A 12,099-nucleotide genomic window follows, 5' to 3' on the forward strand; every position below is an offset into this window, starting at 1 on the left:
CGGTTTTTTCTGACCGTTGACAAATGTCGACAGGGTTCGCATAGTTCGGTCTACGCAAACGTTTGCGCAGCCCTGTCGACGGTTTGGTTCCGTGGGCGCGGCGATCCTCGTTCCCGCGTATCAGAGCGCTGGTGAACGGATTTGAAGCGTATGCAGTGCAAGCGTTGCTCACAATAATCATAAGATCGGAGTGAACTCATGAAGCTGCCATTCGCTGGACGTCTTCTCGCTGTCGCTATGCTGGCTGCCGCATCCGCCGCTTTGCCCCTCTCTTCGGCCTTCGCCGACACTGAAAAACCGAAAGTCGCGCTGGTCATGAAATCCCTGGCCAACGAATTCTTCCTGACCATGGAGGATGGCGCCAAGGCTTACCAGAAAGAACATTCTGCCGATTTCGACCTGATCTCCAATGGCATCAAGGACGAAACGGACACCGCTGGTCAGACGCGCATCGTCGAGCAAATGATTCTGGCCAAGGTCAATGCGCTGGTGATTGCGCCAGCCGACTCCAAAGCGATGGTTCCGGTGATCAAGAAGGCCATCGATGCCGGTATCACCGTGATCAACATCGACAACCAACTGGACCCGGCCGTCGTCAAAAGCAAGAACATGACCGTACCGTTCGTAGGCCCGGATAACCGCAAAGGCGCGCGTCTGGTCGGCGAGTATCTGGCCAAACAGCTGAAGGCCGGTGACGAAGTCGGCATCATCGAAGGTGTTTCCACCACCACCAACGCCCAGGCTCGCACCGCTGGCTTCAAGGACGCAATGGAAGCGGCGCAGATCAAGGTCGTCTCGTTGCAGTCCGGTGATTGGGAAATCGATAAAGGCAACAAGGTTGCCGCCTCGATACTCAGCGAGTACCCGCAAACCAAGGCTCTGCTGGCGGGTAACGACAGCATGGCGGTCGGTGCTGTTTCGGCGGTGCGCGCAGCAGGCAAGGCGGGCAAGGTGCAAGTGGTCGGTTACGACAACATCAATGCCATCAAGCCAATGCTCAAGGATGGCCGCGTATTGGCGACTGCCGATCAGTTTGCAGCCAAACAGGCGGTGTTCGGCATCGAGACTGCCCTGAAAATGCTCAAGGGCGAAAAGGTCGACAGCGGCACCAACGGCGTAATCGAAACTCCGGTTGAGCTGGTTACCAAGTAGTCATTCTGGCGACACAACGGCGCTCGCTCGCAAGGGCGAGCGCATGGAGAGTTTTTTATGTCAGTTTGTGCTCCGAACGCGGTCCTTTCGGTCAGCGGTATCGGCAAGACGTATGCGCAACCGGTATTGACCGGCATTGACCTGACGCTGATGCGAGGTGAAGTGCTGGCGTTGACTGGCGAGAACGGTGCCGGCAAAAGCACGCTCTCGAAAATCATTGGCGGGCTGGTCACTCCGACCACTGGCCAAATGCAGTTCCAGGGGCGCGATTACCGTCCTGGCAGCCGAACCCAGGCAGAAGAGTTGGGTATTCGCATGGTCATGCAGGAACTCAATCTGCTGCCGACCCTGTCTGTCGCAGAGAACCTGTTTCTCGACAACTTGCCGAGCAATGGCGGATGGATCAGTCGCAAGCAACTGCGCAAAGCGGCAATCGCCGCGATGGCTCAGGTCGGGCTCGATGCGATCGATCCGGACACGCTGGTCGGTGAGCTGGGGATCGGTCATCAGCAAATGGTCGAGATCGCGCGCAACCTGATCGGCGACTGCCATGTCCTGATTCTCGATGAGCCGACAGCGATGTTGACGGCTCGCGAAGTCGAGATGCTCTTTGAGCAAATTACCCGCCTGCAAGCTCGTGGCGTGGCGATCATTTATATTTCCCATCGGCTGGAAGAGCTGGCGCGGGTTGCTCAGCGCATCGCGGTATTGCGTGACGGCAACCTGATCTGCGTCGAGCCGATGGCCAATTACAACAGCGAGCAACTGGTCAATCTGATGGTCGGCCGCGAATTGGGCGAGCACATCGATCTCGGTCCGCGGCAGATCGGCGCGCCGGCCTTGACCGTCAAAGGGTTGAGCCGTTCGGACAAGGTTCGTGATGTGTCTTTCGAGGTGCGCAGCGGCGAGATTTTCGGAATTTCCGGTTTGATCGGGGCGGGGCGCACGGAGCTGCTGCGGCTGATCTTCGGTGCCGATGCGGCAGACAGTGGCACGGTCGCACTTGGCTCGCCGGCGAAAGTGGTGAGCATTCGTTCGCCCGCCGATGCGGTCGGTCACGGCATTGCCCTGATTACCGAAGATCGCAAAGGCGAGGGGCTGCTGTTGACTCAGTCGATCAGCGCCAACATCGCCCTGGGCAATATGCCGGTGATCTCCAGTGGCGGCATTGTAAATGCGCGTGACGAGATGGCGCTGGCGCAGCGTCAGATCGACGCAATGCACATTCGCAGCTCCGGTCCTGCGCAGCTGGTTTGCGAGTTGTCGGGCGGCAATCAGCAGAAGGTGGTGATTGGCCGCTGGCTTGAGCGTGAGTGTTCGGTGCTGTTGTTCGATGAGCCGACTCGTGGCATCGATGTCGGTGCCAAATTTGATATTTACGCGTTGCTTGGCGAGTTGACGCGTCAGGGCAAGGCGCTGGTGGTGGTGTCCAGTGATCTGCGCGAGCTGATGTTGATCTGCGACCGTATTGGCGTGTTGTCGGCCGGACGCTTGATCGACACCTTCGAGCGCGACAGCTGGACTCAGGATGATTTGCTTGCCGCCGCTTTTGCCGGCTACCAAAAACGTGATGCGTTGCTCCATGAAGCGGCGCCTAGGGATCTCCCATGATAACTGCACTGTCTGCTGGCAAACGTAGTAGCAATTTTTACGGCCTCGGTACCTATCTGGGCCTGGCTGGTGCCTTGCTGGCGATGATTGCGTTGTTCTCGGTCTTGAGCAGCCATTTCCTCTCTTATGACACCTTCAGCACGCTGGCCAATCAGATTCCGGACCTGATGGTACTGGCAGTCGGCATGACGTTCGTGTTGATCATCGGCGGCATCGATCTTTCGGTGGGTTCGGTGCTGGCCTTGGCGGGCTCGACTGTCAGCGTGGCGATCCTCGGCTGGGGCTGGAGTGTCTTGCCGGCGGCGCTGCTGGGTATGGCCGCCGCCGCAGTGGCCGGGACCATCACCGGTTCGATCACCGTGGCCTGGCGCATTCCGTCGTTCATTGTTTCGCTGGGTGTGCTGGAGATGGCTCGCGGCGTTGCCTATCAGATGACCGGCTCGCGCACGGCCTACATCGGTGATGCCTATGCCTGGCTGTCCAATCCGATCGCCTTGGGTATTTCACCATCATTCATTATCGCGTTGCTGGTTATCTTCATCGCCCAGGCGGTGTTGACCCGTACCGTGTTCGGCCGCTACCTGATCGGAATCGGCACCAACGAGGAAGCTGTGCGTCTGGCGGGTATCAACCCAAAACCGTACAAGATCCTGGTGTTCAGCCTGATGGGGTTGCTGGCGGGTATTGCCGCGCTGTTCCAGATTTCGCGTCTGGAAGCTGCGGACCCGAATGCCGGTTCCGGCCTGGAGCTACAAGTCATCGCTGCCGTGGTGATCGGTGGCACCAGCCTGATGGGCGGTCGCGGCTCGGTGATCAGCACCTTTTTCGGCGTCCTGATCATTTCTGTACTGGCTGCCGGACTGGCGCAAATCGGCGCGACCGAACCGACCAAGCGCATCATTACCGGCGCGGTGATCGTGGTCGCGGTGGTGCTGGACACCTACCGCAGCCAACGTGCAAGTCGACGGAGCTGAATCATGGCGACTATCAAGGATGTAGCAGCGCTCGCGGGGATTTCCTACACCACGGTTTCCCATGTGGTGAACAAGACCCGGCCGGTCAGTGAAGAGGTTCGGCTCAAGGTCGAGGCCGCGATCAAAAGCCTGGATTACGTGCCCAGTGCCGTGGCGCGCTCGCTCAAAGCGAAAACCACCGCAACTATCGGTCTGCTGGTGCCCAACAGTCTCAACCCGTACTTCGCGGAATTGGCCCGTGGTATCGAGGATTACTGCGAGCGTAACGGTTATTGCGTGATCCTCTGCAACTCCGATGACAACCCGGACAAGCAGCGCAGTTACCTGCGCGTGCTGCTGGAAAAACGCATCGACGGGCTGATTGTCGCGTCCGCCGGCGGCGATAGCGGGTTGGCGCAAGGGCTGGCGGGCGTGCGCACGCCGATGGTGATCGTCGACCGTGGGTTGGAGGGGCTCGATGCGGACATGGTACGCATCGATCATGAATACGGCGCTTATCTTGCGACCCGGCATTTGCTCGAGCTGGGCCATCGCGACATCGCCACTATTGGAGGTCCGGCACATACCAGCGTGGCGCAGATGCGTCTGGCAGGTTACTGCCGGGCCTTGAAAGAGGCTGGCGTCGAAGTGCCGGGGGAATGGATGCTCGAAAGTGACTTCACCAGCATTGGCGGTTACAACGCGGCGACAATGTTGCTGGAAAAACACCCGCCCAGCGCAATTTTTGCCGGTAACGACATGATTGGTATCGGCGTACTGCGGGCCGCCGCCGAGCGCAATATCCGGGTGCCGAGCGAGCTTTCGGTCATCGGTTTCGACGATATTCAAATGAGCCGTTATGTCTATCCGGCGTTGACCACCGTCGGCCAGTCGATCCTGGAGCTTGGAGAAATGGCTGCGGAGGTATTGTTGCGACGGATCGCGACCCCTGAACTGGCGACCGATCAGCGGATCGTGAGGCCCAGCATTGTCATGCGAGAGTCGACCGCGCCGCTGGCCGGCGTATTCGACCAATACCGCTGAAGCGAATTGATGAGTAGGGATGTATGCCAGCAAAAGTAGTGGTTGTAGGCAGTCTGAACATGGACCTGGTGACCCGCGCCCAGCGGTTGCCACATGCCGGAGAAACGCTGCATGGCGAGTCGTTTGCCACCGTGTCGGGCGGCAAGGGTGCTAATCAGGCGGTCGCGTCTGCCCGGCTGGGTGCGCGGGTGTCGATGATCGGCTGCGTGGGTGACGATGCTTATGGCGAGCAATTGCGCGCAGCGCTGCTGGCAGAACAGATCGATTGTCAGGCGCTGACATCGGTCGAGGGCTCCAGCGGCGTGGCGCTGATCGTGGTCGATGACAACAGCCAGAATGCGATTGTTATCGTTGCAGGTGCCAACGGTCAGCTGACACCTGGCATGGTCGCGGGGTTCGATGCGGTGCTTGCGGCGGCCGACGTGATCATCTGTCAGCTTGAAGTGCCGATGCACACGGTTGGTTATGTTCTCAAGCGCGGTCGTGAGCTGGGCAAGACGGTGATCCTCAATCCGGCGCCGGCAACGAGCCCATTGCCGGCCGACTGGTATTCGTCAATCGATTACCTGATCCCCAATGAAAGCGAAGCTTCGGCCCTGAGCGGTTTGCCGGTGGACTCTCTGGAGAGCGCCGAGCTGGCCGCGAGCCGATTGATCGCCGCCGGTGCCGGCAAGGTCATCATCACGTTGGGGCCCCAGGGTTCATTGTTTGCCAACGGGCAGGGCTGCGAACATTTCCCGGCACCCAAGGTCAAGTCCGTCGACACCACGGCGGCTGGTGACACCTTTGTCGGCGGTTTTGCTGCGGCATTGGCTGCTGGCAAAAGCGAAGTCGAGGCCATTCGTTTTGGTCAGGTCGCAGCAGCCTTGTCGGTGACGCGGGCCGGCGCACAACCCTCGATTCCTTCCTTGTCAGACGTACAGGCCTTCAAAGCATCATGAAAAAAACACCCTTGCTCAATATCGCGTTGTCGCGGCTGATTGCCTCTCTGGGGCATGGCGACATGCTGGTGATTGGCGATGCCGGTCTGCCGGTGCCGCCTGGCGTTGAGTTGATCGACCTGGCGTTGACCCAGGGCATTCCGGACTTCGTCAGTACCTTACGCGTCGTGCTCAGTGAAATGCAGGTGGAAAGCCATGTGCTGGCCGAAGAAATCCTGCTCAAACAGCCGCCGGCGCTGCAGGCGATCGACGAGCTGACGGCCAATGCCGCGATGGGGCAGCGGCGGTTGCTGAGTCATGAGGAGTTTAAAGTCCTTGGCCGACAGGCGCGGGCGATTGTTCGTACGGGCGAATGTCAGCCGTACTGCAACATCGTGCTGGTCGCAGGGGTGACTTTCTAGTTCGTCATATCCCGATTCGATTTATCCACGCACAAGGAGTGCGCTATGTACCGCTATGCTCAACGCCTGCATCACCTGATCCGGAGTCTGCTGCTTTTGTCCTTGCTCACCGCTACAGGCGCCCACGCGGCGGAAAAGATAGATCTGATCATCGACACCGATCCAGGTGCCGACGACGTGGTGGCGCTGCTGTTTGCCCTGGCGTCGCCCGAAGAACTGAACATTCGCGCACTGACTACCGTTGCCGGTAACGTGCGCCTGGACAAGACCTCGCGTAATGCGCGGCTGGCCCGCGAGTGGGCAGGGCGCGAAGACGTGCCAGTGTATGCGGGTGCACCGAAACCACTGATGCGCACGCCAATCTACGCCGAGAACATTCATGGCAAGGAAGGCCTGTCGGGTGTCACGGTGCACGAGCCGAAGAAAGGTCTGGCCAAAGGCGATGCGGTTAGTTACCTGATTGACACGTTGCGCGCGGCCAAGCCTCACAGCATCACTATCGCAATGCTCGGGCCGCAGACCAACCTGGCGTTGGCGCTGATTCAGGAACCGGAAATCACCCAAGGCATCAAGGAAGTGGTGATCATGGGCGGTGCGCACTTCAACGGCGGCAACATTACCCCGGTGGCCGAGTTCAATCTGTTCGCCGATCCGCAGGCAGCTGAAGTGGTCCTCAAAAGCGGCGTCAAGCTGACCTATCTGCCGCTGGACGTCACTCACAAGATTCTGACCAGTGACGCTCGCCTTAAGCAGATTGCCGCGCTGAACAACAACGCCAGCAAACTGGTGGGCGATATTCTCAACGAATACGTCAAAGGCGACATGGAACACTACGGCATTCCTGGTGGCCCGGTGCATGACGCCACGGTGATCGCGTACCTGCTCAAGCCGGAACTGTTTACCGGTCGTGCGGTGAATGTGGTGGTCGACAGTCGCGAAGGGCCGACCTTTGGCCAGACCGTCGTTGACTGGTACGACGGCCTGAAAGCCCCGAAGAACGCGTTCTGGGTCGCAAACGGCGATGCTCAGGGCTTCTTTGACTTGCTGACGGCGCGTCTCGCCCGTCTCAAGTAAGTCATGCCCCGCAGGTGCCAGCCTGCGGGGTTTTACTCCCTTTACGTGTGGGCGGCGCCCATGTCGTCGATGGGGTACTTCTCGAATACCTGTTCGATGAACTGTTGAGCAGCTTTCGTGCCCAGGTCCTTGACCAGCAGGTCTATGCCAATGATTGCCAGCTCTTCCGGGGTGCTGGGGCTGTAAGAGCTGTGGCCTTGGGGCCAGCTGACTTTGATGTCGGCGTCGATGGTCACGGTGGTCATGAGTGTCTCGCGAGGTCGGGAAGTCTGTCTGTTGAGTTAACCACCTTGCGCAGCTTTTGGCACTCCGACTTAGGCATGAACAGAGGGCTATGCGACACTTGGGCTTTGTAGATTTCAAGGACAGTGCTGTGCAGATCGATTTGAATACCCCGGATGGCTTGACGCTAGAGGCAGTGCGCCAGCTGCTGGCGTCTGCCAGCGACGATACGCACACCCAGTTGCGGGTCACCAAATCAGGAATTGCCTACATTTCGTCAGGTGTTGTCGGCGGAACGGATATCGACGGGCTGCTGTTTCGCCTTGAGACGTGGGCCAAGGGCTCCGGGTATGTAGGCATGGTTGCCGCCAGTGATGAGGTCTGGGTCATGCAGATATTCAACGCATTGAAACAGAACTGGCCGAAGCCACCCTTTGATTACATCGATATCTACTGAGTCTGCTCATATTCAGTCACGATTGCGCACTGAACAGCAGGTGATAGCTCAGGCAAACTTGCGTGTTTGACGGCTTCGAAGGCGGGGGATGGCACTGACCATGAAACCAAACGCCCAAACGGCTGTCGCACGAATGCAGTTCAACTATTGAAAAGGAGGCGTCATGCCTTGGAAGCTCGCGTCATTGGGTACTTTGCTGGCCGCCGTCATGTTGGCGGGTTGCAGCAGTACCTCCGAGTCGGCAAAAGACCCTGTGGTAGCCGGGGCCGGTAACGGTCGTTGTGAGGCAAAGGCTGCCGAATTCGTCATTGGCAAAAAGGCTTCGCCAGAGTTGCTGGAACAGGCCCGCACGCGTTCCGGGTCGCAGACTGCACGAGTCCTCAGGCCGAACGACATGATCACTCTGGAATACCGTTCGGATCGTTTGAATCTCAACACCGATGCCAACCTGGTCATTACCCGCGTCAACTGCGGCTGATTGCTTCAGGCTTTGGTTGCGCCCATAAAAAACCCCGTCACATGGACGGGGTTTTTTTAGTGCGCCAGGAAATTACTCTGGGCGAACTTGTGCAGCTTGCATACCCTTTTGGCCTTTCTCAGCCACGAAGGAAACGGTTTGGCCTTCTTTCAGGCTTTTGAAACCGTCGCTTTCGATAGCTTTGAAGTGTACGAACAGGTCGTCACCGCCACCTTGAGGAGTGATGAAGCCGAAGCCTTTTTCATCGTTGAACCATTTAACGGTGCCGGTTTGGCGATTAGACATGGTGTATCTCCAAGAAACATATATTTTCAGTAGTGCTGTGCTGCTCAGGCCAACTGGGCACACCGGAGTATCATAGTCGAAATGTTCGATTTGGGAGCCCCCCGGACGTGCTGTTTGCCTTCGTATCGTCTGTTCTTTGTCGCTGTATATGGCTGGAAGCCCCGGTTTAAAAGGCCTGCGGCTAAATACATGTCCTGTAAAAAAAGCTGTAAAAGCTGCGTAATTTGTCTGAAATAGCGGTTTTTTGGCTATTTTCTACTCGCCAAAGGCGTTGTTTTCAGCCTCGCAGCAGCTTATTTCTTGACCCGGCAATCCTGAATGGCGTCCAGCGCTTTGGTTCGCAGCTCTGCGCTCGGCTGTTTTGTCTTGCTCATCAGCTCGCTGATTTCGGCCGTTGTAAACTTCTCGTTGAGCTTGTCCGCGCCACAAGCGCAATGCAATTCGGCGGACTTCTGGTCGACGCTCTGACTGGCGGCGGAAACGCAATCCTTCATATAGCTTTCGCGAACCCCGGCAGGCCAGGCAGCCTGCGCGCTCAGCGGGAGCAGCATGATCAGTGGGGAGGCAAGGGCGATAAGGCGGATAAGACGCATAGCTGGAACTCCGTGAGGTCGATAATGTGTGGCGATTCTCAGCCTATTTGAGGTGGGCCGTACATCTCAAGTTCACTTTTTTAATGCAAATGCCCTGAATTCGGCGTTGGTCAAACAAGGTCGCGGCGACGACGGTTCATCTGTGCTAGGATCCAGCGCTTGGGTATTTTCAGGCTCTGGACGATCTGTTCTCCGGTAGCGGCCAATACCCGAATAACCCTGATTTGATCTCCAGTCACTCTGGTTCGGTTCCCGGTTGGCCACAAGGCTCCTGCCGCTGTAAGGCAGGCGTTCATTATTGAATGGCCTGGACTGAATCGCGTACTGGCTGCTCATCCCAACCCACGTGACCTTTGGTAGGGGTCACCACTAGGAGAGGAGGCGCCATGCCCACTATTACTCTTCCCGACGGCAGTCAACGTTCCTTCGATCATCCGGTTTCCGTAGCCGAGGTCGCCGCATCCATTGGTGCCGGTCTGGCCAAGGCCACCGTGGCCGGCAAGGTCAACGGCAAGCTGGTTGACGCCAGCGATGTCATCGACAGCGACGCGACCCTGCAAATCATCACGCCCAAGGATGAAGAGGGGGTGGAGATCATTCGCCACTCTTGCGCTCACCTGATTGGCCACGCGGTCAAGCAGCTGTACCCGACGGCGAAAATGGTGATCGGTCCGGTCATCGATGAAGGCTTCTATTACGACATCGCCTACGAGCGTCCTTTCACTCCGGACGACCTGGCGGCGATCGAACAGCGCATGCACCTGCTGATCGAAAAAGATTACGACGTCATCAAGAAAGTCACTCCGCGTGCCGAAGTGATCGACGTGTTCACCAGTCGCGGCGAAGACTACAAGCTGCGCCTGGTCGAAGACATGCCGAACGAGCAGGCCATGGGCCTGTACTATCACGAAGAATACGTCGACATGTGCCGCGGTCCGCACGTGCCGAACACCCGCTTCCTGAAATCCTTCAAGCTGACCAAGCTGTCCGGCGCCTACTGGCGCGGCGATGCCAAAAACGAGCAACTGCAGCGCGTTTACGGCACTGCCTGGGCTGATAAGAAGCAACTGGCGGCCTACATCCAGCGTATCGAAGAAGCCGAAAAGCGCGACCATCGCAAGATCGGCAAGCGTCTCGGCCTGTTCCATACCCAGGAAGAAGCGCCGGGCATGGTTTTCTGGCACCCGAACGGCTGGACCCTGTACCAGGTACTCGAGCAGTACATGCGTCAGGTTCAGCGTGAAAACGGTTACCTGGAGATCAAGACTCCGCAAGTGGTTGACCGTAGCCTGTGGGAGAAATCCGGGCACTGGGCCAACTACGCCGAGAATATGTTCACCACGCAGTCGGAAAGCCGCGACTACGCGATCAAGCCGATGAACTGCCCTTGCCACGTGCAAGTGTTCAATCAGGGCCTGAAAAGCTACCGTGAACTGCCGATGCGTCTGGCCGAGTTCGGTGCTTGCCACCGTAACGAGCCGTCCGGTGCGCTGCACGGCATCATGCGCGTGCGCGGGTTCACCCAGGACGATGCACACATCTTCTGTACTGAAGAGCAGATGCAGGCCGAATCCGCCGCGTTCATCAAGCTGACCATGGATGTCTACGCCGATTTCGGCTTTACCGACGTCGAAATGAAGCTGTCCACTCGTCCGGAAAAACGCGTCGGCTCCGATGAGCTGTGGGATCGCGCAGAATCGGCGCTGGCCTCAGCCCTTGATAGTGCGGGCCTGCCGTACGATCTGCAGCCAGGCGAGGGTGCTTTCTACGGTCCGAAAATCGAGTTCTCGCTAAAAGATTGCCTCGGTCGTGTCTGGCAATGTGGTACCTTGCAGCTCGATTTTAACCTGCCGATCCGTCTGGGAGCCGAATACGTCTCCGAAGACAACAGTCGCAAGCACCCGGTAATGTTGCACCGGGCGATCCTGGGTTCCTTCGAGCGTTTCGTCGGGATTCTGATCGAGCATTACGAGGGTGCGTTCCCTGCGTGGCTGGCTCCGACTCAGGCAGTGATCATGAATATCACTGATAAACAGGCAGATTTTGCCGCTGAAGTTGAAAAAACTCTCAATCAAAGCGGTTTTCGTGCCAAGTCTGACTTGAGAAATGAAAAGATCGGCTTTAAAATCCGCGAGCATACTTTGCTCAAGGTTCCCTATCTCTTGGTTATTGGAGATCGGGAAGTCGAGATGCAGACTGTCGCTGTGCGTACTCGTGAAGGTGCTGACCTGGGCTCGATGCCCGTCGCCCAGTTCGCTGAGTTCCTCGCGCAAGCGGTTTCCCGGCGTGGTCGCCCAGATTCGGAGTAATTATTATTAAGCGTGAAATGAGACAAGATAAACGAGCTGCACCGAAAGCCCCGATCAACGAGAATATCTCGGCACGCGAGGTTCGGTTAATTGGCGCTGACGGCGAGCAGATTGGCATCGTCTCGATTGATGAAGCGCTTCGTATTGCTGAAGAAGCCAAACTGGATCTGGTGGAAATTTCCGCCGACGCAATCCCACCGGTTTGCCGTGTGATGGATTACGGCAAATCGATCTTCGAAAAGAAGAAGCAGATTGCCGCAGCGAAAAAGAACCAGAAGCAGATTCAGGTAAAAGAAATCAAGTTTCGTCCAGGGACGGAGGAAGGGGATTACCAGGTAAAACTGCGCAACCTGGTACGTTTCCTGAGTGACGGGGACAGGGCCAAGGTATCCTTGCGATTCCGCGGCCGTGAGATGGCCCACCAGGAGCTGGGGATGGAACTCCTCAAGCGGGTTGAAGGTGACCTGCTCGAGTACGGTTCGGTCGAACAGCATCCTAAGATGGAAGGACGCCAGCTGATCATGGTCATCGCCCCGAAAAAGAAGAAGTAATCAACAGGGCACGGCAGGCCTTGCGATT

At 57.7% G+C, this 12,099-nt stretch carries 14 protein-coding genes; 11 read left to right on the top strand and 3 right to left on the bottom strand.

From position 1 onward, the window contains the following. Positions 1-198: 198 nt before the first annotated feature. Genes AC1RJ3_RS27770 through AC1RJ3_RS27800 form a run of 7 tightly spaced genes read left to right on the top strand, consistent with a single transcriptional unit; the run spans position 199 to position 7,176 of the window. Positions 199-1,152, top strand: coding sequence for a sugar ABC transporter substrate-binding protein (locus AC1RJ3_RS27770; RefSeq protein WP_054596650.1), 954 nt, complete (start codon positions 199-201; stop codon positions 1,150-1,152). A 57-nt stretch (positions 1,153-1,209) separates the two neighbouring features. Further along, positions 1,210-2,763, top strand: coding sequence for a sugar ABC transporter ATP-binding protein (locus tag AC1RJ3_RS27775; RefSeq protein WP_347929552.1), 1,554 nt, complete (start codon positions 1,210-1,212; stop codon positions 2,761-2,763). Further along, positions 2,760-3,737: an ABC transporter permease gene (locus tag AC1RJ3_RS27780; RefSeq protein WP_493081636.1), complete on the top strand. Its 978-nt coding sequence runs from the start codon at positions 2,760-2,762 to the stop codon at positions 3,735-3,737. The genes AC1RJ3_RS27775 and AC1RJ3_RS27780 overlap by 4 nt, the downstream gene beginning before the upstream one ends. A 3-nt stretch (positions 3,738-3,740) precedes the next feature. Continuing rightward, the gene (locus tag AC1RJ3_RS27785; RefSeq protein ID WP_103319787.1) at positions 3,741-4,760 is read left to right on the top strand and encodes a LacI family DNA-binding transcriptional regulator; all 1,020 of its coding nucleotides are present in this window, start codon (positions 3,741-3,743) and stop codon (positions 4,758-4,760) included. Between the two features lie 23 nt (positions 4,761-4,783). Continuing rightward, positions 4,784-5,701 carry a ribokinase gene (gene rbsK, locus AC1RJ3_RS27790; RefSeq protein ID WP_493081638.1) on the top strand — a complete coding sequence of 306 codons (918 nt, stop codon included), beginning with the start codon at positions 4,784-4,786 and terminating at the stop codon, positions 5,699-5,701. Further along, positions 5,698-6,102, top strand: a complete 405-nt coding sequence (gene rbsD, locus AC1RJ3_RS27795) for a D-ribose pyranase (protein WP_493081640.1) — start codon at positions 5,698-5,700, stop codon at positions 6,100-6,102. Before rbsK ends, rbsD begins: the two co-directional genes overlap by 4 nt. Before the next feature lie 45 nt (positions 6,103-6,147). Next, the gene (locus AC1RJ3_RS27800; RefSeq protein ID WP_493081642.1) at positions 6,148-7,176 is read left to right on the top strand and encodes a nucleoside hydrolase; all 1,029 of its coding nucleotides are present in this window, start codon (positions 6,148-6,150) and stop codon (positions 7,174-7,176) included. Positions 7,177-7,217: 41 nt separating this feature from the next. On the opposite strand, the gene AC1RJ3_RS27805 is transcribed toward AC1RJ3_RS27800, so the two are convergent. Next, entirely contained in the window at positions 7,218-7,421 is a 204-nt protein-coding gene (locus AC1RJ3_RS27805; RefSeq protein WP_054596657.1) for a hypothetical protein, read from the bottom strand. Between the two features lie 128 nt (positions 7,422-7,549). Here AC1RJ3_RS27805 and AC1RJ3_RS27810 point away from each other — a divergent pair, with 128 nt between their 5' ends. Both AC1RJ3_RS27810 and AC1RJ3_RS27815 read left to right on the top strand, forming a co-directional pair. Continuing rightward, on the top strand, positions 7,550-7,855 hold the full coding sequence (locus AC1RJ3_RS27810; protein ID WP_054598288.1) for a hypothetical protein: 306 nt from the start codon (positions 7,550-7,552) through the stop codon (positions 7,853-7,855). Positions 7,856-8,018: 163 nt separating this feature from the next. Continuing rightward, complete coding sequence (locus tag AC1RJ3_RS27815) at positions 8,019-8,333, top strand: I78 family peptidase inhibitor (RefSeq protein ID WP_054596658.1); 315 nt, start codon at positions 8,019-8,021, stop codon at positions 8,331-8,333. A 72-nt stretch (positions 8,334-8,405) separates the two neighbouring features. Here the strand turns inward: AC1RJ3_RS27815 and AC1RJ3_RS27820 are convergent, their stop codons facing one another. Together AC1RJ3_RS27820 and AC1RJ3_RS27825 are read right to left on the bottom strand one after the other, a co-directional pair. Then, a complete protein-coding gene (locus tag AC1RJ3_RS27820) occupies positions 8,406-8,618 on the bottom strand; it encodes a cold-shock protein (RefSeq protein WP_003179963.1) in 213 nt (70 codons plus the stop codon). Between the two features lie 293 nt (positions 8,619-8,911). Next, on the bottom strand, positions 8,912-9,211 hold the full coding sequence (locus AC1RJ3_RS27825) for a hypothetical protein (protein ID WP_054596659.1): 300 nt from the start codon (positions 9,209-9,211) through the stop codon (positions 8,912-8,914). Positions 9,212-9,597: 386 nt separating this feature from the next. Here AC1RJ3_RS27825 and thrS point away from each other — a divergent pair, with 386 nt between their 5' ends. Continuing rightward, on the top strand, positions 9,598-11,520 hold the full coding sequence (gene thrS, locus AC1RJ3_RS27830; protein ID WP_019692640.1) for a threonine--tRNA ligase: 1,923 nt from the start codon (positions 9,598-9,600) through the stop codon (positions 11,518-11,520). After that, the gene (infC, locus tag AC1RJ3_RS27835; RefSeq protein ID WP_173860028.1) at positions 11,520-12,071 is read left to right on the top strand and encodes a translation initiation factor IF-3; all 552 of its coding nucleotides are present in this window, start codon (positions 11,520-11,522) and stop codon (positions 12,069-12,071) included. Before thrS ends, infC begins: the two co-directional genes overlap by 1 nt. Positions 12,072-12,099 lie beyond the last annotated feature (28 nt).

The sequence above is a fragment of the Pseudomonas sp. GW822-FHT04C11 genome, from assembly GCF_058800905.1.